The 25,444-nt window shown below is 52.7% G+C and carries 23 protein-coding genes; 7 read left to right on the top strand and 16 right to left on the bottom strand.

From position 1 onward, the window contains the following. Positions 1-96: 96 nt before the first annotated feature. Positions 97-495, top strand: a complete 399-nt coding sequence (locus tag JT719_RS04190) for an STAS/SEC14 domain-containing protein (RefSeq protein ID WP_207431245.1) — start codon at positions 97-99, stop codon at positions 493-495. 127 nt (positions 496-622) lie between these two features. After that, positions 623-1,198: a DUF3109 family protein gene (locus JT719_RS04185; protein ID WP_207431244.1), complete on the top strand. Its 576-nt coding sequence runs from the start codon at positions 623-625 to the stop codon at positions 1,196-1,198. Positions 1,199-1,274: 76 nt separating this feature from the next. On the opposite strand, the gene JT719_RS04180 is transcribed toward JT719_RS04185, so the two are convergent. The 10 genes from JT719_RS04180 to JT719_RS04135 all read right to left on the bottom strand — a co-directional run bounded on the left by JT719_RS04180 (position 1,275) and on the right by JT719_RS04135 (position 10,790). Further along, positions 1,275-2,222, bottom strand: coding sequence for a DUF6340 family protein (locus JT719_RS04180; protein WP_207431243.1), 948 nt, complete (start codon positions 2,220-2,222; stop codon positions 1,275-1,277). A 117-nt stretch (positions 2,223-2,339) separates the two neighbouring features. Further along, positions 2,340-3,683: an acetyl-CoA carboxylase biotin carboxylase subunit gene (gene accC, locus JT719_RS04175; protein ID WP_207431242.1), complete on the bottom strand. Its 1,344-nt coding sequence runs from the start codon at positions 3,681-3,683 to the stop codon at positions 2,340-2,342. 270 nt (positions 3,684-3,953) lie between these two features. Further along, positions 3,954-4,448, bottom strand: a complete 495-nt coding sequence (gene accB, locus JT719_RS04170; RefSeq protein WP_207431241.1) for an acetyl-CoA carboxylase biotin carboxyl carrier protein — start codon at positions 4,446-4,448, stop codon at positions 3,954-3,956. Between the two features lie 4 nt (positions 4,449-4,452). Continuing rightward, positions 4,453-5,016 (bottom strand): elongation factor P, encoded by a 564-nt coding sequence (efp, locus tag JT719_RS04165; protein WP_207431240.1) that lies wholly within the window; start codon positions 5,014-5,016, stop codon positions 4,453-4,455. A gap of 123 nt (positions 5,017-5,139) precedes the next feature. Continuing rightward, the gene (locus tag JT719_RS04160; protein WP_207431239.1) at positions 5,140-6,138 is read right to left on the bottom strand and encodes a beta-ketoacyl-ACP synthase III; all 999 of its coding nucleotides are present in this window, start codon (positions 6,136-6,138) and stop codon (positions 5,140-5,142) included. Positions 6,139-6,171: 33 nt separating this feature from the next. Further along, positions 6,172-7,119: a phosphate acyltransferase PlsX gene (plsX, locus tag JT719_RS04155; protein ID WP_207431238.1), complete on the bottom strand. Its 948-nt coding sequence runs from the start codon at positions 7,117-7,119 to the stop codon at positions 6,172-6,174. Between the two features lie 64 nt (positions 7,120-7,183). Continuing rightward, a complete protein-coding gene (gene rpmF / locus JT719_RS04150; protein WP_207431237.1) occupies positions 7,184-7,378 on the bottom strand; it encodes a 50S ribosomal protein L32 in 195 nt (64 codons plus the stop codon). A 33-nt stretch (positions 7,379-7,411) separates the two neighbouring features. Beyond that, a complete protein-coding gene (locus JT719_RS04145) occupies positions 7,412-7,969 on the bottom strand; it encodes a YceD family protein (protein WP_207431236.1) in 558 nt (185 codons plus the stop codon). A gap of 373 nt (positions 7,970-8,342) precedes the next feature. Further along, positions 8,343-9,350, bottom strand: a complete 1,008-nt coding sequence (gene pdxA / locus JT719_RS04140) for a 4-hydroxythreonine-4-phosphate dehydrogenase PdxA (RefSeq protein ID WP_207431235.1) — start codon at positions 9,348-9,350, stop codon at positions 8,343-8,345. Between the two features lie 3 nt (positions 9,351-9,353). Then, positions 9,354-10,790 carry a leucyl aminopeptidase family protein gene (locus JT719_RS04135; protein WP_207431234.1) on the bottom strand — a complete coding sequence of 479 codons (1,437 nt, stop codon included), beginning with the start codon at positions 10,788-10,790 and terminating at the stop codon, positions 9,354-9,356. Positions 10,791-10,846: 56 nt separating this feature from the next. On the opposite strand from JT719_RS04135, the gene rsmA reads away from it, so the two are divergent. The 3 genes from rsmA to JT719_RS04120 are packed head-to-tail and all read left to right on the top strand — an operon-like array spanning position 10,847 to position 13,937. Beyond that, positions 10,847-11,629 carry a 16S rRNA (adenine(1518)-N(6)/adenine(1519)-N(6))-dimethyltransferase RsmA gene (rsmA, locus tag JT719_RS04130; protein WP_207431233.1) on the top strand — a complete coding sequence of 261 codons (783 nt, stop codon included), beginning with the start codon at positions 10,847-10,849 and terminating at the stop codon, positions 11,627-11,629. After that, positions 11,619-12,971 (top strand): magnesium transporter, encoded by a 1,353-nt coding sequence (gene mgtE / locus JT719_RS04125; protein ID WP_207431232.1) that lies wholly within the window; start codon positions 11,619-11,621, stop codon positions 12,969-12,971. Before rsmA ends, mgtE begins: the two co-directional genes overlap by 11 nt. A gap of 6 nt (positions 12,972-12,977) precedes the next feature. Next, entirely contained in the window at positions 12,978-13,937 is a 960-nt protein-coding gene (locus JT719_RS04120; RefSeq protein WP_207431231.1) for an NAD(P)-dependent oxidoreductase, read from the top strand. Positions 13,938-14,273: 336 nt separating this feature from the next. Here JT719_RS04120 and JT719_RS04115 read toward each other — a convergent pair whose 3' ends face one another. Continuing rightward, positions 14,274-15,602: a type IX secretion system plug protein gene (locus JT719_RS04115; RefSeq protein WP_207431230.1), complete on the bottom strand. Its 1,329-nt coding sequence runs from the start codon at positions 15,600-15,602 to the stop codon at positions 14,274-14,276. Between the two features lie 211 nt (positions 15,603-15,813). Next, positions 15,814-17,736 (bottom strand): ribosomal protection-like ABC-F family protein, encoded by a 1,923-nt coding sequence (gene abc-f, locus JT719_RS04110; protein ID WP_207431229.1) that lies wholly within the window; start codon positions 17,734-17,736, stop codon positions 15,814-15,816. Positions 17,737-17,987: 251 nt separating this feature from the next. Here abc-f and JT719_RS04105 point away from each other — a divergent pair, with 251 nt between their 5' ends. Then, on the top strand, positions 17,988-18,554 hold the full coding sequence (locus tag JT719_RS04105) for a 2'-5' RNA ligase family protein (RefSeq protein WP_207431228.1): 567 nt from the start codon (positions 17,988-17,990) through the stop codon (positions 18,552-18,554). A 33-nt stretch (positions 18,555-18,587) separates the two neighbouring features. Here the strand turns inward: JT719_RS04105 and JT719_RS04100 are convergent, their stop codons facing one another. From JT719_RS04100 to hslV, 4 genes are all read right to left on the bottom strand, one after another. After that, positions 18,588-20,024: a pyridoxal phosphate-dependent decarboxylase family protein gene (locus tag JT719_RS04100; protein ID WP_207431227.1), complete on the bottom strand. Its 1,437-nt coding sequence runs from the start codon at positions 20,022-20,024 to the stop codon at positions 18,588-18,590. A 166-nt stretch (positions 20,025-20,190) separates the two neighbouring features. Continuing rightward, entirely contained in the window at positions 20,191-20,784 is a 594-nt protein-coding gene (locus JT719_RS04095; protein WP_207431226.1) for a DUF4136 domain-containing protein, read from the bottom strand. 328 nt (positions 20,785-21,112) lie between these two features. Continuing rightward, positions 21,113-22,084 (bottom strand): deoxyhypusine synthase family protein, encoded by a 972-nt coding sequence (locus tag JT719_RS04090; RefSeq protein ID WP_207431225.1) that lies wholly within the window; start codon positions 22,082-22,084, stop codon positions 21,113-21,115. A gap of 110 nt (positions 22,085-22,194) precedes the next feature. Further along, positions 22,195-22,734, bottom strand: coding sequence for an ATP-dependent protease subunit HslV (gene hslV, locus JT719_RS04085; RefSeq protein ID WP_207431224.1), 540 nt, complete (start codon positions 22,732-22,734; stop codon positions 22,195-22,197). Positions 22,735-23,079: 345 nt separating this feature from the next. Between hslV and nagB the strand changes: the two genes are divergently transcribed. Further along, the gene (gene nagB / locus JT719_RS04080) at positions 23,080-25,002 is read left to right on the top strand and encodes a glucosamine-6-phosphate deaminase (RefSeq protein ID WP_207431223.1); all 1,923 of its coding nucleotides are present in this window, start codon (positions 23,080-23,082) and stop codon (positions 25,000-25,002) included. Positions 25,003-25,444 lie beyond the last annotated feature (442 nt).

Raw genomic sequence — 25,444 nt, 5'->3', positions numbered from 1 at the left:
GCCGATTTTTAAATTAGGTAAAGCGATGCTGTTGTTAGGAGGAGTCTTAAAGCTACTAGGTGTGGTTAAAGGTAATGGCCGATTGAAGGAGCGAAAATGGAATATTATAAAAGCGATATTATCACCATCACCTATGAGGAAGACCTGCAGCTGGTCAGGACGAAATGGTATGGGTTTGCCGGCTCCCAGGAGTACCGCGAGATATTGGGGATCTATCTTCAGTTGGCCAAAGAACATACCGTAACCCGCTGGATTGGCGATAATACCAATGCCCGCGCCATTCGGCCCGCTGATCAGGAATGGACCGCCAAAGAGTGGGCGCCCCGATTTTCCCAGGAAAGCGGCCTAAGAAAAATGGCGGTGATTGTGGCCACGGATATCTTCAACAAGATGGCCGTTGAAAACATGGTCATGAAAGGAAGTGGTCTGATCAAGTTTGACACCCACTTTTTTGACAACGAAGCAGACGCGTTCGCCTGGGTCATGGAAGACTAGCCGTTTTAAGCCTTGTTTTAGGAAAGCAGCCCCAAAACGACTGCTTTTGTTTTTACAGCAGTAGCCAACCCTTTGCGGCCGAACTTAAATAGCGGTACTTTTGTCTTTCTGCTGTAAGAAATAGCTCATGATTGTATTACAAAATACCGTTCTGTCTGACGATCTCAAAGACAAGTTCTTTGTCTGTAACCTGGAGAAGTGCAAAGGCGCCTGCTGCGTGGAAGGCGACCTGGGCGCCCCCCTGGAGAAAGACGAACTGCCTGTCTTAGCCGAGGCCTACGAACACGTAAAGCCCTACATGTCCCAGGAAGGCATCAACGCCGTGGCCGAGCAGGGACTGTTTGTGGAAGACTTTGAAGGCGACTATAGTACCCCCACCATCGGGAACCGCGAGTGCGCCTACGCCATCTATGACGATAACCTCACGCTCAAGTGCGCCATTGAACAAGCGTACCTGGACGGAAAGATCTCCTGGAAAAAACCCATTTCCTGCCATCTGTACCCCATCCGCATCACGAAGTACGATGGATTTGAAGCCCTGAACTACGACCGTTGGGAAATCTGTAACCCCGCCTGTTCCTTCGGGCTGGAATTGGGGGTGCCGGTGTACAAGTTCCTGCGCGAGCCTTTAATCCGGAAATACGGCGAGGAATGGTTCAATGAACTAGATGAACTAGTGGCCAAAGAAGCGTTGGCTAAGTAAGATTGGTTGCTTTGAAATTTTAACTCCCGTTTTAAGCCTGTTTTCTCTGAATCAGGTTTAAAACGGGAGTTTTGCTTTATCTCTGCGTATTGAGATCAGATAAGAGGTAACGGGCTCTTTTCAGACCGGCTTTTCGGGCAACGTCTGCCCACCGTTTGGCTTCGGGCAGGTTGCCCTGGATTTCATTGATGACGGCCAGATTATAAGCGGCTTTGCCTGTAACGGCCGAGGCCTTTCCTGAAGCAAGGGGCACCAGCAGTTCCGAGGCCTTTTCCCACTCAGACAGCCTGATCATTTCGGCGGCCTGCGCCAGTTCTTTCTGGTGGTAATATTCCTTGGCGAAGGTGAGTCTGGTAGGGTAGAACCGTTGGGCATATTGCCTTCCCAAGCTCGCAGCATTCCGGTTAACCGCTTCCCCGGCGTTGGCCATGGCCGGTCCTAAGGCAAGGAGTCCGCTGATCACTGCCCGGCTGCTATAAGGCTCGCTTTGGGTCAGAAATGCCTCATCCAATAACTTCCCCTCCTGATTGAACAATTTCCATTTAGCAGTTACTACCAAAGAATACTCGGCAGTTTTAGAGACATTCCCTTTTTCATCTTTATCCCGCGTGACCGTAGTCTGCTCCATATAAGCATCCAAGGTATCAAGCACCAGCAGGAGGGAGGTGTTGTACTCATGGCAGAGTTGCTGAACTTTCTGTTGATTGAGCAAACGTTCCTCGGTTGATTTTTTCAGGAAAAGGCTGCTATCGGCTAACGTCACCTGGAAACCTGAATCAAGCGAAAGTTCATGCTGAACTGTTTCAATTGCTTGTCTTGCCCCATCTCGGTACACCTCAATTTTGCGGTCCTTTTTGTAAGGGAGCAAAGAAGCATCGTAGCGCTGCACCAGCAGCAGGGATAGTGTTGAATCCGGCAGTTGTACCAGGGCGGGCTGTTCCCGGTCTAAATACAGAATGGAGGTGCAACTAGGAGCAGCAAAAACAACAAAGGCAAGAGAAAGCCAGAAGCAAAAGGTTTTCATGTAAACAGATAATTCATGTAGGGTATCATGTAAACAGCGGAAGCGGGTTTTACCCCTATCTGTAAAATGAAAAAAGCAGCCTTAAAGGCTGCTTTTTCTGTAGTATTTGGTGCAAGTTTAAACTTGTGTGAAGTCGTAGCTGTCCAGGTAGCTGGTGGTGAAGTTTCCAGATTTAAAGCCTTCATCGTCCATCATGGCCAGGTGGAACGGAATGGTGGTTTTCACGCCTTCAATCACGAACTCGCTCAAAGCACGTTTCATTTTCACGATGGCTTCCTCGCGGGTTTGGGCGCTCACAATCAGCTTCGCGATCATGGAGTCATAGTTGGCCGGGATGGTGTAACCCGCATACACGTGCGTGTCTACGCGTACTCCGTGGCCGCCCGGAATGTGCAGTACGTTGATCTTGCCTGGGCTCGGACGGAAACCGGCCTTAGGATCCTCGGCATTGATACGGCACTCAATGGCGTGCATCTGCGGATAGTAGTTTTTACCCGAGATAGGAACGCCAGCCGCTACTTTGATCTGCTCTTTAATCAGGTCATAGTTCACTACTTCCTCCGTGATGGGGTGCTCCACCTGAATACGGGTGTTCATCTCCATGAAGTAGAACTCTTTGTGCTTGTCTACCAGGAACTCAATGGTACCCACGCCCTCGTAATTGATAGCGGCGGCACCGGCAATAGCAGCCTGACCCATGCGCTCGCGCAGGTCCTGGTCAATGAACGGCGACGGCGTTTCCTCAATCAGTTTCTGGTGACGGCGCTGAATAGAGCAGTCGCGCTCAGAAAGGTGACATACTTTTCCGTACTGGTCGCCCACAATCTGGATCTCAATGTGGCGAGGCTCTTCCACGAACTTCTCCAGGTACATGCCATCGTTCCCGAAAGCGGCTTTGGCTTCCTGACGGGCATCGTTCCAGGCTTTGTCAAACTCCTCGGCAGATTTGATGATCCGCATCCCGCGTCCACCACCACCGGCCGTGGCTTTTATAATTACCGGATATTTGATTTTAGCAGCCAGTTTCTTGCCTTGCTCGGCAGAAGTCAACAGACCGTCAGAGCCAGGAATGGTAGGCACGCCCGCTTTTTTCATGGTATCCTTGGCCGATGACTTATCGCCCATGGAGTTAATCATCTCTGGGGTAGCCCCGATGAACTTGATGCCGTTTTCGGCACAGATTCTGGAAAACTCGGCATTTTCAGAAAGGAAGCCGTAGCCCGGGTGAATGGCATCGGCGTTGGTGATTTCCGCGGCGGCAATCAGGTTAGGGATGTTCAGGTAAGACTGGGCGCTGGGAGCGGGACCAATACACACCGCCTCATCTGCGAAGCGCACGTGCAGGCTTTCCTTGTCTGCGGTAGAATACACAGCTACCGTTTTAATCCCCATCTCTTTACACGTCCGGATTACCCTTAGCGCAATCTCGCCACGGTTGGCAATTAGTATTTTTTTGAACACAGTTCTTTCAATTAAGAATTAGAAATTAAGAATTAAAAATTGAAGAACCTGCACCCTGTTCGCCCTCATTCCTCAGCAACCTAATGAGGCTGAGTCCAATTTCTGATTATCCGATTCTGGCCTGTTTTTAAAAAAGTAGGTCTAAATCGGATAATGTCATTTGAAAAACTAATGGGCTGGATGAAGGCCGAAGCCAAACAGGTTCTTTAAAACCAAAGAATTATGAACGAATAGCTCATTCATAATTCTTCATTTTTAATTCATAATTAATTAGCTCGGGTCTACCAAGAACAGGGGTTGGTCATACTCAACCGGTGAAGCGTTTTCTACCAACACTTTCACAATACGGCCAGATACCTCAGACTCAATCTCGTTGAAGAGTTTCATGGCCTCGATGATACAGATCACCTGGCCTTTTTTCACCTCATCGCCTACGTTCACAAACGCCGGAGACTCTGGGTTAGAGGAGCGGTACAGCGTACCAATCATAGGCGCTTTGATGGTGATGTATTTGCTGGTGTCTTCAGCGGCAGGTTGAGCAGGAGCAGCGGGAGCGGCAGGGGCCGCGGCCGGAAGCGGAGCAGGAGCAGAGATTTGTGGGGCAGGGGCCGAAGCAGCTGCCGGGGCAGCGCCTGACACAAATTTCACTTTCTGGCTTGCCTCGCGCTCCACTGAGATTTTGAACTCTTCTGTCTCAATGTCAACTTTATTCAGGCCTGATTTCGCGATGAAATCAATCAGTTCTTGGATTTCCTTTGCTTTCATAGTTCTATTTTACTCGTTCGGCGTAGGTATAGGTACGCGTATCTACCTTAATTTTTTCGTCCTGACCAATGAACAACGGCACAGAAATGGTGGCGCCGGTCTCTACAATGGCAGGTTTTAATGTGTTGGTGGCGGTATCTCCTTTGATGCCCGGCTCAGTATACGTAATCATGAGCTCTACATACGTAGGAAGTTCGGCGGTAAGCGGGGTTTCTGTCTCGGCGTGGAAAAGGATGGTCACTTCCTGACCTTCTTTCATGAGGTCAGCGAACGGCACCATTTTCTCATCCAGGGTCACCTGCTCAAAAGACTCCAGGTCCATGAAGTTATAGCCGTAATCGTCTTTGTAGATGAACTGGTGCGGACGCTGCTCTACGCGGGCCGTGGTCACTTTCACGCCGGCGGTGAAGGTGTTGTCCACCACTTTACCGGTTTTAATGTTTTTCAGTTTAGTGCGAACGAAGGCTGGACCTTTGCCGGGTTTCACGTGCTGAAACTCGGTGATGATCCAAAGGTCGCCGTTGAATTCAATGCAAAGCCCGTTGCGGAAATCAGCGGTAGTTGCCATAGTGTAGTGTGTTTCGGTTTAAGATGTCTGGGGGGAATTCCCCGTTTTGGACATAAAAAAATTCGGCCAAAGATAGCCGAATTTTTTGATCTATTTTAGAAAAGTACCTTAAAAACAAGGCGATTACTTGGGGTCATACGCCCACTTCAGGTAGATAGCGCCCCACGTAAAACCACCTCCAAATGCGGCTAAAATGAGGTTATCGCCTTTTTTGAGCTGGGGCTCGTACTCCCACAGACACAGCGGAATGGTGCCGCTGGTGGTATTGCCATATTTTTGGATGTTCAGCATCACCTTGTCTGGGCCCACGCCCATGCGGTTAGCGGTAGCGTCAATGATGCGTTTGTTGGCCTGGTGTGGTACCAGCCACGCAATGTCATCGGCGGTGAGGTTGTTTTTCTCCATCACTTCGGCAGACACATCGGCCATACCTTTCACCGCGAATTTGAATACCTGCTGACCTTCCTGGAACGCGTAGTGCTCGCGTCTGGCCACGGTCTCAGCAGTGGCCGGTCTACGGCTACCACCGGCTTTCATGTGCAGGAACGGAACCCCGGAACCGTCAGATTTCAGGATGCTGTCCTGGATACCCAAGCCTTCTGTGTTCGGCTCCAGCATTACGGCCCCACCGCCATCCCCGAAGATGATGCAGGTAGCCCGGTCTGTGTAGTCCACAATGGCAGACATTTTATCAGCGCCCACCACAATTACTTTCTTGTATTTGCCGGTCTCAATGAACTGCGAACCGGTAGCCAACCCGAACAGGAAACCAGAGCAGGCAGCCTGCAGGTCATAGCCAAACGCATTTACGGCACCTACCTCGGCGCAGATGATGTTGGCCGTGGCCGGGAACACCATGTCTGGGGTAGTGGTGGCGCAGATAAGCAGGTCTACTTCTTCTGGCTTGGTGTTGGTTTTTTTGAGCAGGTCCAGCACCGCCGGGATAGCGATGGCAGAGGTACCCTGGTCTTCACCCTTCAGGATGCGTCTTTCTTTGATACCCGTGCGGCTAACGATCCACTCATCGTTGGTTTCTACCATGGTTTCCAACTCCTGGTTGGTTAACACATACTCCGGGGCATATCCGCTCACACCGGTGATCGCGGCGGTAATTTTGCTCATATGGTTCTGAAGGATTGTCTGTTGTAGGAGCGCCTAGTTAGAGACGCTGAAGAATTGTTTGAATTTCTCTGAAATATGCGCTTCTGCCATTTTGTTGGCCAGGTGCAGCATATTGCAGATGGCAGTAGGGCTTGATACGCCGTGCCCGATGACCGCATTCCCGTTCACCCCCAAGATGGGGCTTCCGCCAACCGCCTCGTAATTGAAGCGGTCAAAGAATGGGTCTGAAATGTTTTTTTCCTTTAGGATGTCATAGATAGACTCCGCCAGTTTCAGGACTACGTTACCGGTGAACCCATCACACACAATGACATCAGCCTTGTCGTTGAACAAGTCCCGTCCTTCAATGTTCCCGATAAAGTTGATAGAAGTGTTTTCTTTAAGGAGCTTGTGGGCAGGCTGGGTAACCATGTTTCCTTTGCCTTCCTCTTCGCCCAAGTTCATGAGTCCCACGCGCGGGTTCTCAATATCCAGAATGTACTGGGCGCAAATAGAGCCAATCTCACCAAACTGCTCCAGAATCTCGGGTTTGCAGTCGGCAATGGCGCCTACGTCTAACAGCACGCCCAGTCCGCCGGAGAGTTTGGGGATAAAGCTGGCCAGGGCCGGACGCAGAATGCCCTCTACCTGTTTCACGCTGAATACCGCGCCTACCAGCATGGCCCCGGTGTTACCGGCGCTGCAGAAAGCGTCTACCTTCTTGGAGGCAAGCATGCCGTAACCCACGGCAATGCTGGAATCAGGTTTTTGGGTGAGGGCTTTGGTAGGGTGTTCACCCATCCCAATAACCTGGGATGCGTGAACAACCTTTACTCTGGATCCTTTGTAGCCGTGCTTCTGCAGGAGGGAATGGACTCTGTCTTCATCTCCAATCAGGAAAATCTCTACTTCATCCGTCAACGTCTCAGCCGCCAAAAGTGCGCCTTCTACAACTGCTTCGGGGGCGAAGTCGCCACCCATTGCATCCAGAGCTATTTTCATGTAAAGCGTATTTCGTAAATTATCCTACAAGTAACTAAAATAAAGCCTGTCAAGGCAAGCTTTATTAGGCAACAGAGGTATAATTTTTGATTGCCACTTTACCGTTGTGATACAAATCGCCGTCTACCACGTACGCTCTGTGGTATTGGTGAACTTCACCGGTGTTAGGGCAGATAGAAATCGCCTTTGGAGTCAATTTGTCGTGCGTTCTTCTCTTATCTCTTCTGGTTTTGGAGATTTTTCGCTTTGGATGTGCCATCTCGGGTAATTATTACAAAATTGGTTTAGAAACTTATTTTAACTTTTTAAGGGCGGCGAAACGTGGGTCAATTGGCCCGTCATCGTCGTTATCCTCGTCGTCCTCGTCATCTTCTGCAGGGCCGGTGGAGTAGATCAGCAGGCCTTCTGCCTCCGGATCGTCTTCCCGCGCTAGGTCTTCCTCTACAAACCGGGGATGCAGCTTTTTCATGGGCACCGCCAACCCTATGTAGTCATAGAGGTGCTGGGCCAGGTTGATACACTGCGTATCCGGTAAAATCTGCAGCACGTTCTCATCCAGTTCCAGTTCTTCCGGACCAAAGCGTACGTGCAGTGTTTCGTCAATCTCCAACGGCTGCTCAAATTCCTCTAAGCTGCGGTCACAGGTCAGGCGTACCGTTCCGGTGATATGGAAATCGAACTGCAAAAGAAGCTCCGATTTGTGTAGCACCACCTCTGCCTTTAGGTTGCCGCCATGGATCAACTGCTGGCTGAACAACTCGAAGAAGCGGTCGTCTAATTCAAACTCGTACTCGTGGCGTTTGTTGCCGAGCTTTACGAGGTTGATATCGTATTTTTTGATCTCCTTCACTTTGCCTCTTTTTTTGCAAGTCGCAAAATTAGCAAGAATATCTTAATTATAAAATACAGATGCCTTTTTTGCACTAGTTAATACTCAGCCGATTTTCGGCCTATCCTACGTGAAACAGCCCCGAAACAGGAGTAGTTCATTGTCAGTTGAATACGTGTGAAATCTGGTAGGGTAGGGGAAAGGTTGTATTAAGTTTTAAGTTTTTGGTGGTTAAAAGTACGGAAGTTTATCCGGCAGGCACCAGGAAAGATGTCTTTCAGGTGAAATCATATGTTACGTTTTCTTTGAAGTACCCATTTATACAAAAGCGTTTCGGGGCTACTTTCTGGAAAATAGCCCCGAAACGCTTTTGTATAAAATGAGAAAGGAAGCCTTAAACGCCGGCCCGTGCTCTCAGAATATCAATGGCGGTGAACAGCGCCTCCCGGAACGAAGTCTCATCAGCCATGTTTTTGCCGGCAATGTCATAAGCAGTGCCGTGGTCGGGGGAGGTGCGCACGATGGGCAAACCGGCCGTAAAGTTGACTCCGTTCTCAAACGCAATGGTCTTGAACGGAATCAGCCCCTGGTCATGGTACAGTGCCAGCGTGGCATCGAACTTCTTGTAGCTGCGGGTCCCGAAGAAACCATCGGCAGGGAAAGGGCCGAACACCAGGTTGCCTTTGCTTTTCATCTGCTCAATAACGGGCTGCACAATCTCGGCTTCCTCGGTGCCCAGCAAGCCGTTCTCGCCGGCGTGCGGGTTCAGGCCCAGCACCGCGATCTTCGGTTTCTGGATCCCAAAATCCTGGCGCAGCGAATTGTCTAAGATGGTGAGCTTACGAATAAGCAACTCCGGCGTGAGAGCGTTGGCCACTTCCTTCAGCGGCATGTGCCCGGTCACGGTAGCTACTCGCAGTCCTTCTGAAACCAGGAACATGAGGCTCTCTGGGGCGTTGAAGTGTTTGGTGTAGAACTCAGTGTGGCCCGGGAACTGGAAGCCTTCGCCCTGGGTGTTATCCTTGTCAATGGGGGCGGTCACCACGGCGTGGATGTGTCCGTCTTTCAGATCCTGCGCCGACCGCAGCAAAGCCATACGAGCCAGTGAGCCGGTAGCCGGAGTAGGCGTGCCGGGGGTGAACTCAATTTCTTCTTCCTGGCAGTTAAGCACATTTACCTTTTTGGGGTGCAGTTGGTCAAACCCCTGGATGAGGTGAAAGTTAAAATTCTCCAGAGACAGCAGCTTGCGGTACCTGTTCACCACTGAGGCGGTGGCGTAGAGCACAGGCGTGCAGTAGTGAAGAATCCGTTGATCGGCGAAGGTTTTCAGAACTACTTCCGGGCCTATGCCGCTAATGTCTCCTATGGTGATTCCTATACGGGGCTTGGTCTTTTGCTCCATTGATTAAGCAGTGGCTTGTGAGGTGAGGAAATGGTACAGCAACCGAACGCTGCTGCCCGTGGCGTGTTTGCCCCGGTAAGAATCTGGGCTCAACAGGTAGGCCGTGCCGGCGATGTCCAGGTGAATCCAGGGGTAATTGGTGAAAAACTCTAGGAACTTGCCTGCCGAGATAGCGCCCGCCTCGGCTCCGCCGATGTTCTTCAGGTCTGCGATCTCAGATTTCAGGTGATCCTGGTACTCCTCCCACAGCGGGAACTCCACCAAACGCTCATGCGCGGCTTCACCGGCCAGTTTCAGCTCAGATTTCAGCATCTCGTCGGCGGTGCCCATCATCACAATGCCTTCGCGGCCCACCGCTCTGGCGGCAGCTCCGGTCAGGGTGGCAATGTCAATCACCAGGCTAGGGTTGTAACGCTTGGCAAAATGCAGGGCATCGGCCAGGATCAGTCGGCCTTCGGCATCGGTGTTCAAAACTTCCACGGTGTGGCCGCTGTGCATGGAAATCACATCGCCGGGCGCGAAGCCTTTGCCGCTGATGAGGTTATCGGTAGCGGGAATCAACCCGATGACGTGCAAGGGCACGTTGTTTTTGGCGATGGCATATAGCGTGCCTGCCACGGCCGCCGCCCCAGACATGTCTGACTTCATGTAGTCCATGGAGTTAGGCGTAGGCTTCAGACTCAATCCGCCGGTGTCATACACCACGCCTTTGCCCACCAGAATCACGGGTTGGGCGTTGGTAGCGTTCTGGGGTTTCCACTCCAATATGTTAAAGGTAGCTGATTCATCAGAAGCCTGGTTCACGCTCAACAATCCGCCCATTTTCAGGGACTGGATCTGCACCTGGTCCAGAATCTCAATCTCCACGCCGGTGTCCTGCAGCATCTCCTGGATCTGCTCACTCAATTGCGTGGCGGTTTGCATGTTGGGAGGCGTGTTGATCAGGTCGCGGGTCTGGTAAACGGCATCCAACAGGTTAGACAGCTCAGTTACCTGTGTTTCCGTCACACCCACGCCGGTCACCACCACAGACTTGAGGGTAGGGGCCACCGCTTTTTCGGTTTTGTAGCGCTGGAAAGAGTAGTTGCTCAGGACCAGACCTTCGGCTACGAACAGAGCCGCTTCTGCATCGGCGGCATCCAGCAACACCACGGTATCTACCTTGTCGGCGGAAAGGCGCTGGTGCAGGGTGTTACCGGCTTTGCGCAGGGCTTCGTGGGTTTCGTTTTCCTTTTTCCTAGGCTCGGTCAGCACCAGGTAGAGTTGGTGCGTGTATTTATTAAGGACTACCAGCGTGCTTTTCAGCTCCAGCTGGCGGTTGATATAATCCAGTTCATCTTGGGAGAAAAGCTCCTGGGGGAGTTGGTCGCGGCCGGGCACCAACACGGCGGTGCTGGTATTTGCCGGTAATGTTGCGGCGTAGGTCAGTTCTGTGCGCATAAGATGTGTATCTTTGAGCTGCAATATAGCCTTAACTTACGGAAAACCGAAAACCAGTGAAGCCCGTCCAACCCAAGAAACACCTAGGTCAGCATTTCCTCACGGATCTCAACATCGCCCAGAAAATTGTGGAGGCCCTGCGCCTGCCCAACGGCGTACAGGAAGTCTTGGAGGTGGGCCCCGGCATGGGCGTTTTGACGCAGTTTTTGGTAAATCACCCCGAATACAGAACCACCATTGTGGACATTGACCGGGAATCCATCGCTTGGCTCAACGAGCATTTCCCGCAACTGGAGGGCCGCGTACTTTTCGCCGATTTTCTGAAAACTGACCTGAAAACGATGTTCTCCGGGCCGTTCGCCGTCATCGGGAATTTCCCTTACAACATCTCCAGCCAGATCTTCTTCAAGATACTGGATCACCGCGACCAGATTCCTGAGACGGTGGGCATGATCCAGAAAGAAGTAGCCGAGCGGATTGCGGCGCCCCACGGGTCCAAAACCTACGGCATCATGAGCGTGCTCTTGCAAGCCTTTTACACCATTGAGTACCTGTTCACGGTGCACGAGCACGTGTTCAATCCGCCGCCCAAAGTGAAAAGCGCGGTGGTGCGCCTCACCCGCAACGAGGTGGCCCAACTGCCCTGCGACGAGAAACTGTTTTTCTCCGTGGTGAAGACCAGTTTCGGGACACGCCGTAAAACCCTGAGGAATTGTCTGAAGCCGTTCAACCTGCCAGCCGAGGTAACGCAGCAGCCGGTCTTTGACAAACGGGCCGAGCAGCTTTCCGTGGAAGATTTTATCAACCTGACCCTTCTGATCCAGCAGCATGCAGTCTGAAATCACCCGTGAGTTTATTGACCAGATAGAGGACGCCATTGAGCGCCGCGATGCCGAGTTCATCCTCTCCAACATGGAGGAGATGTACCCCGTGGACATCACCACCGTCCTCTACGAACTCAACACTGAGCAGAGCAAGTACGTGATGGATATCCTGCCCGCCGATGTGGGCGCTGAGATCCTGAGCGACCTGGACACCGATGTGCGCACCAATTTCCTCAAGAACTTTACCGTAGAGGAGATTGCCCGCTACATTGCCGAGATGGACTCTGACGATGCGGTGGACGTGCTCAATGAACAGACCGTGCAGCGCAAAGAGGAGATCATCGCGCAGCTGGAAGACCGCGAGCACGTGGCCTACATCATTGACCTGCTGCACTATGACGAGGACTGCGCCGGCGGTCTCATGGCCAAGGAGCTCATCAAAGTGAACATCAACTGGAAAGTAGGACAGTGCATAGAAGAAATCCGGCGGCAGGCCGAAAACGTGGAGAAAGTCTATGCCATTTACGTGGTGGACGACCGCGACAAACTATTGGGCCGGTTGAGCATGAAAACGCTCATCCTTTCAAACGATCATACCCCCATCTCGCAACTATACGACCCGGATGTGATTTCCATTGAGTCTTACAAAGACGACAATGAAGTAGCCGCCGTCATGCAGAAATATGACCTGGAAGCCATTCCGGTGGTGAACATCCAGGGCAGATTGCTGGGCCGCATCACCATTGATGACGTGCTGGACGTGATCCAGGAACAGGCCGAACTGAGCCGCCAGCTCATGACCGGTATCACCGAGAACATTGAGGAAGACGATAGCGTGATCCGGCTTTCCCGCGCCCGGCTGCCCTGGCTCATGGTGGGCATGGTAGGCGGTCTGCTGGGAGCCCGCTTCATTGGCTTGTTTGAGGGCGATATCTCCGTGATTCCGGCTCTGGCCATGTTCACGCCGCTCATCACCGCCACCGGCGGAAACGTGGGCATCCAGTCCTCGTCCATCATCATCCAGACGTTGGCCAACAAAACCGTACTGTTTGACAACTTCACCTCCCGCATTGTGAAAGTGCTGTTGGTGGCCGTGATCAATGGATTGGTAATGTCTGGGTTGGTGATGGGCTTCAATTTGCTGTTTGGGGTGGAGTTGACGCTCTCGGTAGTGGTAGCCGTGGCCCTGTTCAGCGTTGTGCTGCTGGCCTCTTTTATGGGAACCATCACGCCCATGATCTTAGATAAATACGGGGTGAACCCCGCCGTTGCCGCCGGTCCTTTCATTACCACCGCTAATGACCTTTTGGGCCTAGGCGTGTACTTCCTGGTGGCGCATTTATTATTAAGCCTTTAATTGACTATGTCCGTTCCCTCATCTCCGTTCCGGTGCCTGATCATTGACCTAATGCACGAAAGCCTTTTGCCCATGCTGGAAAAACTGGGCATAGAGGTAACTTATAGGCCAACCATCACCAAAGAAGAAGTCCCGGCTTTACTGCCCGATTACCACATGCTGGTGGTGCGCAGCAAAATGCGCGTAACCGCCGCTCTGCTGGAGCATGCGCCTAACCTGAGAGTAGTGGCGCGCGCCGGGGCCGGCGTAGACAACATTGACGATGGCGTGCTGGAAGCTAGGAACATTGCCTTAATAAACGCCCCGGAAGGCAACCGCGATGCCGTGGGCGACCATACCCTGGGCTTGCTGCTGGCCTTGTTCCGCAAGATCACTCAGGGCGACCGACAGATCAGGGAAGGCCTGTGGCTGCGGGAGGAAAACCGCGGCGAGGAGATAGGGGGGAAGACCATCGGGATCATCGGGTACGGGCATATGGGTAAGTCCTTAGCCAAGCGGTTGATGGGCTTTGACTGTGAGGTATTGGCTTATGACAAGAAGGAAGTGGAAAATCCATTCCCTCAAGTCCGACTGACTACTCTGGAGGAAATTCAGGAGAAGGCCCAGGTGCTGAGTCTGCATTTCCCTTACACCAAAGAGAACCATTACTTCATCAACGAGCAGGTTCTTTCTGGTTTCCGGCATCCAATCTGGCTCCTGAACACCGCCCGCGGCGAAGTCTTAGACCATGCCGCGCTGGTGGATGCCATGAAAACCGGGAAAGTGAAAGGCGCCGCCCTGGACGTGCTGGAAAATGAGAAACTGAAGACCTTGACGGAGGCGCAGCAGGAGCGCCTGAATTACCTGTTCCAACATCCTAGGGTGATCTTAACGCCGCACATCGGCGGCTGGACTCAGGAGTCGTATGTGCGCATTAACGAAGTGCTGGTGGAGAAACTGAAAGCGTTTCTGGTAGCGAAAAGGTAAACCGTTTTAAGCCTTTTTTTCTGTAAATAACCCGATTGTAGCGGCGTTACATTGTAACGCCGTAGTTCAACGCAGCAGCCCTACTTCTATCACCAAACACCTGCCTTACCTCTCTCTTGCAAAAAAGTTTGCAGGTGGAGAGACGTTTTTGTTTCATCTTAACACGGCGTTACAGTGTAACGCCGCTACACTTAAGATATGGATTAAGAAAGTCACGGAAGTAACTTCCGCGCCATAGTTCTGCCAATCCCTTTGCTGGATGTTTTCTCGCTCGTTTTCCAGAAATCAACCTCAAAACAGAAAGGCCTCTCTTGTCATAAGAGAGGCCTTTCTGTTTTATTTCTGAGGATTGAATTGCAACGTGGCGTACCCGATGATCAGATCAGAGCGGGTTCCGGGCGGGCGGTAGTACACCAGCACATCGTAGACGTTCTCGGTGGCGAAGTGGCTGCCCTCAAAATAGCGGGCATCGGCCTGGCCGTTGGCGCCTTTCACCGCGAAATAGTAATTGTAGTAGCCTTGCTTGAGCAGAGCAGACCCGGAGTAAAGCTGCTTTTCGGGGTCATAGGTGAGTTTGAAGGACTCCTGCAGTTGCCAATCGGTCAAACCACCGAAGACGTACACCGGTCCGGGGGCGGGTTCCGGGGAATGGAGTTGGAAAAAGACCTGCTGGTAGTCGGCGTTCAAAGGGGCGTTGCCGTACTCGCGGCTCCCGAAGATGAACTTCCCGTTTGCGTCGGGTTGGGTGCTGTAGGCTTCGCGGGCGCGACTTCTGCCGGTGAGGGCGTACACGCGGTCGGGGTTGGTGGTGACATCGCGGCGCTCCACGCCAATGCCGCTGAACCGCTCGCTGCGGGTATCCAGGGCCCGGAACTCGCTCAAGCCCAGGAACGACTGCTCCACATCAAACAACTGGTACTCCAGGCGGCGCTGGGCTTCCTGCACAAAGGTGGGCCGGGTAAACACCTTGGCGTTGTCCCAACGGTGGTTCTGGCGCATGACAACCCTTATTTCCTGAGAAGGGTTCACCAGCGGATACTGCGGGTAGAAGATGTTGAAATCAATCTGCTGGCGCACGTAGCGGTCTCCGGCTCCGGGAGTGGCCACCGGCCGAAGCCCCACCGATACCTGTTCCTCAAATACCACAAACCGACGGCTCAGGAGCAGGTTTCCGCCTTCCTCGCTTACTTCCATCACGTAATTCCCGCTGATTTTCACCCGCGGCAACTGGAACCGGTAATGCCAGTAAGGTACCTTGGTTCCCGCTGAGGGCTCCACTTCCATGATGAAGAATTCGTTGTAATCCTGCACGTATTGGAGCGGCTGCAATTGCGAGCGTTGCCAGTTAAAGTCACAGTGGTGAATACGCACTACGGCCCGGCTGCGGGGCGCTGTCATACGGTCGAATTCCAGCACCAGAGGGCTTGACTGTTCAATGCTGACAATGGGCGGAGCCAGAACATCGCCCACGTTGAAGTTTCTGGTGTAGAGTTGTACCGACCGGACGTCCTGAGCGTAAATGGCGTCTTCGTAGCGCAGCGAGGCGCCGTAGCCAGATGCGCCGGCACCCGAACCGGTTCCCTCCACGGGAACGCACCCGGTGAGGGTTGTTGCCGTTAATACCATGGCCAGAAGGCCGTTTTTCCAGTTAGATTTTATTTTCATCTAATAAATAGTGTCATCCGTTTATAGCCTGTCTTGTACGTGCTAAAGCAGTTTGCCTTTGCTTCTATACTTACAAAGTCCAGAATTATTGCTGTATACAATATACGACAAAGCCGGTGTTTGCCTTGGATGATGTTTTAGGGGAGTTTTGTCTAAAATAGCTTGAAAACAGAAGCCTCACGGGAAAGTAGTACCCGTGAGGCTTCTGTTCTTATTTAAGTTGGCTTTCCAGCTCGTCTACCTGTTCCATCAATTGTTCCCAGGTGGCCTGTTCTTTGTCCAGTTGGGCTTTGATCTTGTTGAACTGCTGAGTGGCTTCATTTAAAGCATTAGGATCTGAGTAGGTGCTGGGCAGGGCCAGTTTGTTTTCGCAGGATTTCAGCTTGCCTTCCAGCTCGTTCACCAGTCCTTCTACCTGTTTCAGTTTCTGGTTGGCTTTCTTTAATTCCTGTTCCAGTTCCTGCTGTTGGCTTGCACTAGGTTTTGGCTTGGGAGCCGCTTTTGCGGTGGCGGTTGCCGGAGCGGACTTCCTGTCTTTTTCCCGTTGCTCCATCCAGTACTCGTACTCGTGGTAAGTGCCAGGATACTCCTTCAACTCATGGTTCTCGATGTACCAGATCTTGTTGGCCACATTCTCCACAAAGTAACGGTCGTGGGAGATCACCACAAAGGTTCCCTCAAACTGCTGCAGGGCCTGGATGAGGATGTTCACACTCTGCATGTCTAAGTGGTTGGTAGGCTCATCCAGCAGCAGGAAATTGGCCTCCGAGATCAGGGTTTTGGCCAGCGCCACGCGGCTTTTCTCGCCCCCGGAAAGCACCTTGATTTTCTTGAACACGTCGTCGCCAGTGAAGAGGAAGGAACCTAACACCCCCCGCAATTCCATCTCGGTACGCTTGCTGCCCGCCTGGATCATCTCCTGCAGAATCTCATTCTCTACGTTGAGGCTTTCCAGCTGGTGCTGCGCGTAGAAGGCCATGATTACGTTGTGCCCCAACTGGCGGTTTCCCTGGATAGACTCATCGCCGGCAATGATGCGCATGAGCGTGGATTTACCTTTCCCGTTGGCCCCAATCAGCGCGATTTTATCGCCGCGCTCAATGTTCACGTGGGTGTTTCTGAAGATAAGTTTCTCTCCGTAGCTTTTGCTCATGTTCTCCAGGCGCAACAAATGGCGCCCCGGCTGCACGGTGAACTGGAACTTGAAGTTGACTACCGGAGCATCGGCGGCTACGTCTTCAATGCGCTCCATCTTTTCCAGAGCTTTCATCCGGCTCTGGGCCTGCTTTGCTTTGGTGGCTTTGGCCTTGAAACGGGCGATAAACTGCTCCGCCTGCTTTATCTGTTGCTGTTGGTTTTCATAAGCGCCTTTCTGGATCTCGTTCCGAAGCGCTTTTTCCTCCAGGTAGAAGCTGTAGTTACCCGCATAAACGTTCAGTTTCTGGCCCGTTACCTCCACTGTGGTGTTGATGGTCTTATCCAGGAACTCACGGTCGTGGGAGACAATCACAATGGCGCCTTCGTAGCCGCTCAGGTACGTTTCCAGCCATTTGATGGAAGGTAAGTCCAGGTGGTTGGTAGGCTCATCCAGCAGCAGGAGCGAGGGCTTCTGCAAGAGAATCTTGGCCAGCATCACGCGCATGCGCCATCCGCCGGAGAAGGTACGCAGGGGCTGCTGCAACTCCTCAGTAGTGAAGCCCAGACCTTCCAGAATCTCCTCGGCTTTGATCTGCATGTTGTAACCGTCCAGGGCCTCAAACTGCTCCTGCAACCTGGCCAGTTTGTCAATGTGCTCGTCCTGGTAATTAGTTTCCATCTCGTGGAGCACCTCGTCAATCTTATGCTGCAGCTGAATGGCCTCTTCAAAGGCCTGCATGGCTACGTGCAGAATGCTCTCGTGGGTGTCATAAGACAACAAGTCCTGGTTCAGGAAACCCAGGGTAGTCTCTCGGCTCATTTGGATGCTGCCCGCATCTGGCTTGTACTCGCCCACCAACAGGCGCAGCAGGGTTGATTTACCGGTACCGTTCAATCCTACCAACCCAATTTTGTCTTTGGGTTTGATGTGCAGGTTGGCGTCTTCGTACAGGGTGCGACTCCCGAAATGGAAGTTTAGGTTATTTATGGAAATCATGGTTACTTCTTCTCAATCGGCAAAGGTATGCATTTCTGTAGAAACCTCAGGAACAGCTAAATTTTGTCTTCGGCTCTGGGTTTCTGAGTAAGGAGGAATTCCGGACTGGAGCGGAAAAGAGCCAGTCGTAGGAGTTGGGCCCAGACTGCTTCTCATCAAACATTCCGGAAGGGCCATCGTTTGGAGAAAGGGTGCAGTTGTTTTATGGCAACTTTTTGGAAAACACCCCAAAATCGGTAAACTTACTCCCTATGGTGGCAATTGTATCTCTCCTGGACCAGGAACACTCAGACAAGCTGAATGGTTTGATCTTTAGTTTAGAAAGGGAGTTTGGGATTAGAGGCGTGCAGATGACGCCTTACCCGCACATAACCTGGCTTACCGTCAATGACGGAAGTTTGCATAATCTGCAGGAAACGCTGGGGCATGCCGCCGGTATCTGCTGCAAGTTCAAGATTTACACCACTGGGCTGGGGATTTTCCCCGGGGAGAAACCGGTGCTGTACATTCCGGTGCTTCGTACCCCGTCTGTGAATCAATTCCACAGCCAGTTGCACAAAGCGGTGTGCCTCATCAGCCAGGAAATTGGGCAGCATTACCACCCAGGTTTGTGGATGCCCCACTTATCCCTGGCGCTGGGCGATACCACCCCGGAGATTGTGGCCCAAGCCGTGCTGTTCCTGAACCGGGAAAGTTACTCCTGGCAGGTTGAATTGGATAACCTTACGCTGCTCACCCGCCACGGTGACCTTTTCCTGAAAGACGGCGTGTTCAAGTTGGTAGGAGTAGGAGAGAAAGGAACCATCAAACTCTCCTAATCCTGTATAGAAGGAAGCCAGCGAGTAAGCTATCTACGCTTCCCAGTTCAGCTCCAGTTCCTTCGCTTTCTCCTGCAGGATGGTCAGGGCCAGGTCAATGGTGGGCTGGTGGGTCCGGAAGGAAAGGATAGCCATTCTGAGCATAAACCTGTCTTCCAGCATAGTGGAGGAGAGGAATACCCTTCCATCGGCCTGTACCGCCTTAATCAGTTTCTGGTTGAACGCGTTGGTATCCATGGCTTCCTGCTGCGGAACATAGCGGAAAATCACCACCGATAATTCTGGTTCTACCGGAGTCTCAAACCCGGGCAATTGCTGCAATTGGGCATAGGCGTACCGGGCCAGGGTAAGCTTTTCTTCCAGGGCCTCGCGGAAAGCGGCTACCCCGTGGAGTTTCAGCGGAAGCCATAACCGAAGTCCTCTGAAGTGCTTGCTCAGCTCAGGAGAAAGATCTGCCGGAGAGGCTTCCTCAATGGCCGAAAGGGCGTCCTGCATGTAGTGGGCCTGGTAATGGTGCGTTTCGGCTGCCTGTTTCTGGTTCTTGATCAAAACCGCGCCAGAGCCATACGGAATGAACAAGCCTTTGTGCGGGTCCATCACCACCGAATCGGCTAGCTCTATCCCGGCCAGCCTGGATTTGCCCGAAGTAGCCAGCGCAAAGAAGCCGCCGTACGCGGCATCCACGTGGTACCACAGGCTATGTTCCCGGGCAATGGCGGCAATAGCTTGTAAAGGATCTATGGCCCCTACATCTGTGGTTCCGGCGGAGGCAATGATGAGCCAGGGTGTTAACCCGGCCGCTTTATCCTGGGTGATGGCTTCTGATAGGGCCTCGGGTTGCATGCGGTACTGCTCGTCCATGGGAATGTACCGCACCGGGCACTCGCCCAAACCGGCGATGCGCAGGGCTTTGTCCAGGCAGTGGTGGGCATGCGCGGTGGTATACACCACGGCGTCTGGGATGAGCCGGGAAGTGATGTTCTGGGCATCGCGGGCGGTGGCCAGGGCAATGAGACTGGCAATACTGCCGCCCGAGGTCAGGTTTCCGGCCGCGTTTTCCGGAAAACCAATCAAACCGGCCATCCAGCGCAGCAACTGGTTTTCCATGCGCACCGCGCCAGGGGCCGAGAAGAAGATGCCGGCGTACTTATTGGTGGCCGCTGCCAGATAATCTCCCAGGCCCGAGTAATAAAGCCCGCCGCCGGGAATATAACCCAGGTGCCCGCCGGAGGCCGAGTTGATGCCGGGTTCGTCTACCTCTTTCTTCAACAAGGCCAGCGCCTGGTCAATGGGAATAGGGTTTTCACTGATTGGGCTTTCCAACAGGCCGGCTCCTTTGTCTGGCGTGTCTACAAAAGCTGGTAAAGAGGGGAGTTGGGTAAGGAATGACTGAATGTAATTTTCAATAGCTTGTTGAACCACCAAACGTTCTGCGTCATTCGGTTCTAAGCGATAGGTAAGCTGATTCATTATGTGGTTTGAGGCAATGTTGTTGTTTGAATTAAGGCTCCCAAGGTACGAAAGTTTGCAAGCCTCTGTTCACTTTTGAATTGCCCCACAAAAGAAAAGCGATTTGGGGCCGTTTTCAGGAAAACGGCCCCAAATCGCTTTTGTAGAGGAGTGAAACGATGGGATCTTAGTTGGCGGAAGAGTTCTCGCGCAGGTAGCCTTTCCTAAACACCCGGTACTGGTCAAAGATGGTTCTGACGGCTCGGTTTAGATAGGCAGTGTTCTCAGAGTTAGGATCTGCCAATACGCCGGAGGTATACCCTTGCCACACGGCGTTCTGCTTTTTATGGTCCAGCAATGTCACCAGCAGCGTGCCCTGGCTCATGTACATTTTGATGGGCCGGTAGGGTTCATGTTCTTCCTTGGGGTCTTCATTGTTGACCAGCCAGATATCAAACTCCTCCTGCTCGTAGCCTTTCATGTTCAGATCGTTATAGTAGAGATAATAGCTCACCAGCAAATCTGGTTTCTTATCACTGAACTCATACCCTTGAATCTCCAGGCGCTCCCTGATGTACTTCTTCAGTACGGCGTAGTTACGGAGCGTCACACTGTCTTCTTCAGAGGCGTGGGTGATGAAATTAAAGGTTTTGTACTTGTGGAATGCGCCAGAATAACTATAGTCTGATCCAAATTTTCTGTGCCCAAACCCAAGGCAGCCGCTGAGGGCAACTGCCATCATCAGAATTACAATTTTGGATAGGAGGTAGTGTTTTTTCATGTCTCAATCTCTCTTGTTTTAACAATCTGGTGTTCCGGTACTTACGAGACTAGAAGGCGAAGGGGTTTTAAAACTTATAAGAAAATTCAAATGGTTGTATTAGAATATCAATATAGTAATTGTATAATTAATTTAAAATAAAATTCAATGTTATTTCTTGGTTAACGCTTCTGCAATGAAGAATGGCCAACTATACGGCTACTAAAAACCTGTAGAAGGGATTAAAAACAGTAGTAAAACCCGTCAATAGGAGGTAAGTACTTGACGGGCACAAAAAAAGCGGGACAAACTGCCCCGCTTTTTACTGTATTTATGGTGTGCTAAATGCTTATTTGTCTAAGACAATTGCAAAGATAAGAGGTGCCACAATGGTAGCATCTGACTCGATCACGAACTTAGGCGTGTCAATGCCCAGTTTACCCCAGGTGATCTTCTCGTTCGGCACGGCGCCGGAGTAAGAACCGTAGCTGGTGGTAGAGTCAGAGATCTGCGCAAAGTAACCCCACAACGGAACTCCGGTACGCTGCAAGTCCTGGTGCAGCATAGGAACCACGCAGATAGGGAAGTCACCGGCAATACCACCGCCAATCTGGAAGAACCCAATGGTAGAGTCTTCTTTGGCAGTGTTGGTGTACCACTCGGCCAGCTCCATCATGTACTGGATACCGGTTTTCACGGTGTGCACATTCTTCACGTCGCCAGAAATCACGTGGCCGGTGTAGATGTTCCCCAACGTAGAGTCTTCCCAGCCCGGTACAAAGATTGGCAGGTTCTTCTTGGCCGCTTCCAGCATCCAGCTGTTTTTAGGGTCAATTTGGTAATACTGCTCCAAATCACCGGACAACAGGATCTGGTAGAAGAACTGGTGCGGGAAGTATGCTTCACCAGCCTGATCAGCTTTCTGCCAGTATTTCAATACGGTGTGCTCCAGGCGGCGCATGGCCTCTTCCTCTGGAATACAGGTATCGGTTACGCGGTTCAGGTGACGGTCCAGCAGGTCTTGCTCGTCCTGTGGAGTCAGGTCGCGGTAGTTAGGGATGCGCTCATAGAAATCATGGGCCACCAGGTTGAAAATGTCTTCTTCCAGGTTGGCACCGGTACAGGTAATGGCCTGTACTTTGTCCTGACGGATCATCTCGGCTAAAATGATTCCCAGTTCAGCTGTACTCATGGCACCCGCCAGGGTAATCATCATTTTACCGCCGTTATCTAAGTGCGCTTTATAGCCTTCGGCGGCATCAATTAACGCAGCAGCGTTGAAGTGCTTGTAATGGTCTTTCAGGAACTGAGTTACCTTCATTCTTTTTCTTGATCGTTGTTAAAAGCTTGAAATAAAGCAATTTAAACCTCTAATAGCGTTTAGATTTCTTGTTTTCTGAGGTTCAAAGTGCAAACACAGATACTCCCGGCTTAGTTCGGTTTCTCAATGATGAAATTATGGTTTGTGTAGATACAGATATCGGCGGCAATGGTAAGGGCCTCACGTACCATCTCCTCAGCGGTAAGGTGTGGCGCGTGCTTCTTCAAGGCCAGGGCAGCCGATTGGGCGTAGGTGCTTCCTGACCCGATGGCGGCAATCTGGTAATCTGGTTCCAGCACGTCGCCGGTGCCCGAGATGATGAGCAACTCTTCTTTGTTGGCTACCACCATCATGGCCTCCAGCTTGCGCAGGTATTGGTCTTTGCGCCAGTCTTTAGCCAGTTCAATGGCCGCGCGCTTCATGTTATTGCTGTAGGCGGCCAGTTTTTCCTCAAAGCGCTCCAGCAAAGTGAAGGCGTCGGCGGTAGAGCCCGCAAACCCGGTCACAATTTTACCGTCCTGTAGTTTCCGGATCTTGCGCACGTTGCTCTTGGCAATATATTTATCCATGGTGGCCTGGCCATCGGCCCCTAGCGCCACCTCACCGTTGTGGTAAATGCCCAGCACGGTGGTAGAACGTATTTTGGTCATGCTATTCCTTTTTAATGAGTAGACACTGAACCCAGGTCTGCGGGCGCGAAAGTACGACAATCTTTGCTAATACCCGAACTTGCCTGCTGAATCACCAAAAGGTTTGGGCAAATGGGCTTACCTTGGTGCATATTTCCTGAATCCTAAGAATTTTCCACTTCATTGCTTAAGGGAGGTACAAGTCCGCAAATTGTTGTCTGTTTTCAGCGGATTTCCATGAAAATAGAGCGAAAACAGGCCATAAACATTATTAAAAATTAATCAAAAGTGCATTTTGACAAATAGTTTGTCTTTATACCTTTGCGAGCTCCATACCTTATCTAAACCCCTAACCAAGATAGAACTATGAGTAGGCTGAACCTATTGGAGGAGACCCGCTACGAGAAGCTCCCGGTGATTGTGTACCCAGACAAGACCGAAGCCTCGCGCAGAGTGGCCCGCCGGATCGCGGACCTTATCAGAAGCAAGCAGCAGAACGGAGAGAAGACGGTGCTGGGCCTGGCCACTGGCGCCACGCCGGTAGGCGTCTACGCCGAGCTGGTGCGCTTGCATAAAGAGGAGGGGCTGAGCTTCCGCGACGTGGTGACCTTCAACCTGGACGAGTACTACCCCATGCGCCCCGAGGCGCCGCAGAGCTACGTGCGCTTCATGGACGAGCAGCTCTTCAGCCACATAGACATTGACCGGGCCAACATCCACATCCCGGACGGCACCCTTTCCCTGGAGGAGATCCCGGCCTTCTGCCTGGAGTACGAGCGCAAGATAGAGGCATTTGGCGGTCTGGACCTGCAGGTGCTGGGCATCGGACGTACGGGCCACATCGGTTTCAACGAGCCGGGATCGGCGCCCAACTCCGGCACGCGCCTGGTGACGCTGGACGACCTTACCCGCCGCGACGCCGCCCGCGACTTCGGGGGCAAGCAGAACGTGCCCACCAAGGCCATCACCATGGGCATCGGGACCATCTTCAAGGCCCGCGAGATCGTGCTCATGGCCTGGAACGGCAAGAAGGCCTCCATCGTGCGCAAGGCCGTGGAGGGGGAGATCTCCGGCGAGGTGCCCGCCACCTACCTGCAGCTCTCCGACAACGTGGAGTTCGTGCTGGACCAGGACGCGGCCTCGGAGCTGACCCGCTTCGGCACGCCCTGGCTGGTGAAGGACTGCGTGTGGGACGCGGCGCTCACCCGCAAGGCGGTGATCTGGCTGTCGGGCAAGGTGAACAAGCCCATCCTCAAGCTCACCGAGGAGGACTACAACGCCCACGGCATGGCGCAGCTGGCCGTGGACCGCGGGCCGGTGTACAACATCAACATCGATATCTTCAACCGCCTGCAGCACACCATCACCGGCTGGCCGGGCGGCAAGCCGAACGCCGACGACTCCCAGCGGCCGGAGCGGGCCCAGCCGGCCAGGAAGCGGGCGCTCATCTTCTCGCCGCACCCCGACGACGACGTGATCTCCATGGGCGGCACCTTCATCCGCCTGGTGGACCAGGGGCACGAGGTGCACGTGGCCTACCAGACCTCGGGCAACACCGCCGTGTGGGACGACGACGTGCTGCGCTACGTGGAGTTCGCCATCGACTTCTCCAAGAGCCTGGGCCAGGACGGCCTGCAGCTCTCCAGCATCTACGAGTGCATGCGCACCTTCATTGAGCAGAAGCAGCCCAACCAGGTGGACACCCGCGAGATCCAGAACGTGAAGGCCTTCATCCGCAAGAGCGAGGCCATTGCCGGGGCGCGCTACGCCGGCCTGCCCGACGAGAACATCCACTTCCAGGCGCTGCCCTTCTACGAGAGCGGCAAGACGAACAAGAACCCCGTGACCGACGAGGACATCCGCCTCACCATGGAGCTGCTGCAGAAGGTGAGGCCGCACCAGGTGTTCGCCGCCGGGGACTTCGAGGACCCGCACGGCACGCACATCGTGTGCTTCAACATCATCACCGAGGCCCTGCGTAGGCTGCGCGCCCAGGGCGAGGAGTGGGTCAATGACTGCTGGCTGTGGATGTACCGCGGGGCCTGGCACGAGTTCGAGACCCACGAGATCGAGATGGCCGTGCCGCTGTCCCCGCAGGAGGTGGAGCGCAAGAAGGCCGCCATCTTCAAGCACCAGAGCCAGAAGGACCGCCCCGTGTTCCCCGGCGACGACGAGCGCGAGTTCTGGGTGCGCGCCCAGGAGCGCAACCGCGACACGGCCCGCCGCTACGATGAGCTCGGCCTGGCCGACTACGAGGCCATGGAGGCCTTCGTCCGATTCCACTACTAATAGACGTTATTTTTCATAAGAAAGCCGCTCCAGAGAGATCTGGAGCGGCTTTCCTGTTTTAAGGGTTTTGAGTTTGGAGGCACTATTCTTAAAAACAGCCTTAAAACGCATAACTGCTGTAAGGGTAATTCTTTTTGGTTGCCCTTGACTTCCGAGGACGTTTTAAGTCGAGAATTTATTTCCACTATGGCGAGGAAGTTACTTCCGTGACTTATTAAAAGCTTCCGAAAGTCGCGGAAGTAACTTCCGCGCCATAGGGATAGTGGCTTGAAGAGAAGTTTATAAAAACCGATGTGCTTCGGTTTTGGTCCGTTTTAAAGAAAACAGGCTCTAAACTGAGTTGTTCGCGGAAGAAAGCCACTTCAACAACCCAAACCGTCCGTTTGTCATTCTGGAAGGATCTTGGTGACAAATGGTAGTAGCTATTATTTTAGGTAGATCT

Origin of the sequence: Sabulibacter ruber (assembly GCF_017355955.1) — a bacterium.
GTDB classification, from domain to species: domain Bacteria; phylum Bacteroidota; class Bacteroidia; order Cytophagales; family Hymenobacteraceae; genus Nibribacter; species Nibribacter ruber_A.
Note: the sequence above shows the minus strand (reverse complement) of the source record. Positions and strands in the feature narration are given on the sequence as shown.

What these genes read in the sequence shown, in the direction of transcription:
- JT719_RS04190 (WP_207431245.1), top strand. Translation starts at nt 97, where the DNA reads ATGGAATATTATAAAAGCGATATTATCACCATCACCTATGAGGAAGAC.
- JT719_RS04185 (WP_207431244.1), top strand. Translation starts at nt 623, where the DNA reads ATGATTGTATTACAAAATACCGTTCTGTCTGACGATCTCAAAGACAAG.
- JT719_RS04180 (WP_207431243.1), bottom strand. Translation starts at nt 2,222, where the DNA reads ATGAAAACCTTTTGCTTCTGGCTTTCTCTTGCCTTTGTTGTTTTTGCT.
- accB (WP_207431241.1), bottom strand. Translation starts at nt 4,448, where the DNA reads ATGAAAGCAAAGGAAATCCAAGAACTGATTGATTTCATCGCGAAATCA.
- efp (WP_207431240.1), bottom strand. Translation starts at nt 5,016, where the DNA reads ATGGCAACTACCGCTGATTTCCGCAACGGGCTTTGCATTGAATTCAAC.
- JT719_RS04160 (WP_207431239.1), bottom strand. Translation starts at nt 6,138, where the DNA reads ATGAGCAAAATTACCGCCGCGATCACCGGTGTGAGCGGATATGCCCCG.
- plsX (WP_207431238.1), bottom strand. Translation starts at nt 7,119, where the DNA reads ATGAAAATAGCTCTGGATGCAATGGGTGGCGACTTCGCCCCCGAAGCA.
- rpmF (WP_207431237.1), bottom strand. Translation starts at nt 7,378, where the DNA reads ATGGCACATCCAAAGCGAAAAATCTCCAAAACCAGAAGAGATAAGAGA.
- pdxA (WP_207431235.1), bottom strand. Translation starts at nt 9,350, where the DNA reads ATGGAGCAAAAGACCAAGCCCCGTATAGGAATCACCATAGGAGACATT.
- JT719_RS04135 (WP_207431234.1), bottom strand. Translation starts at nt 10,790, where the DNA reads ATGCGCACAGAACTGACCTACGCCGCAACATTACCGGCAAATACCAGC.
- mgtE (WP_207431232.1), top strand. Translation starts at nt 11,619, where the DNA reads ATGCAGTCTGAAATCACCCGTGAGTTTATTGACCAGATAGAGGACGCC.
- JT719_RS04120 (WP_207431231.1), top strand. Translation starts at nt 12,978, where the DNA reads ATGTCCGTTCCCTCATCTCCGTTCCGGTGCCTGATCATTGACCTAATG.
- JT719_RS04115 (WP_207431230.1), bottom strand. Translation starts at nt 15,602, where the DNA reads ATGAAAATAAAATCTAACTGGAAAAACGGCCTTCTGGCCATGGTATTA.
- abc-f (WP_207431229.1), bottom strand. Translation starts at nt 17,736, where the DNA reads ATGATTTCCATAAATAACCTAAACTTCCATTTCGGGAGTCGCACCCTG.
- JT719_RS04105 (WP_207431228.1), top strand. Translation starts at nt 17,988, where the DNA reads ATGGTGGCAATTGTATCTCTCCTGGACCAGGAACACTCAGACAAGCTG.
- JT719_RS04100 (WP_207431227.1), bottom strand. Translation starts at nt 20,024, where the DNA reads ATGAATCAGCTTACCTATCGCTTAGAACCGAATGACGCAGAACGTTTG.
- JT719_RS04095 (WP_207431226.1), bottom strand. Translation starts at nt 20,784, where the DNA reads ATGAAAAAACACTACCTCCTATCCAAAATTGTAATTCTGATGATGGCA.
- JT719_RS04090 (WP_207431225.1), bottom strand. Translation starts at nt 22,084, where the DNA reads ATGAAGGTAACTCAGTTCCTGAAAGACCATTACAAGCACTTCAACGCT.
- hslV (WP_207431224.1), bottom strand. Translation starts at nt 22,734, where the DNA reads ATGACCAAAATACGTTCTACCACCGTGCTGGGCATTTACCACAACGGT.
- nagB (WP_207431223.1), top strand. Translation starts at nt 23,080, where the DNA reads ATGAGTAGGCTGAACCTATTGGAGGAGACCCGCTACGAGAAGCTCCCG.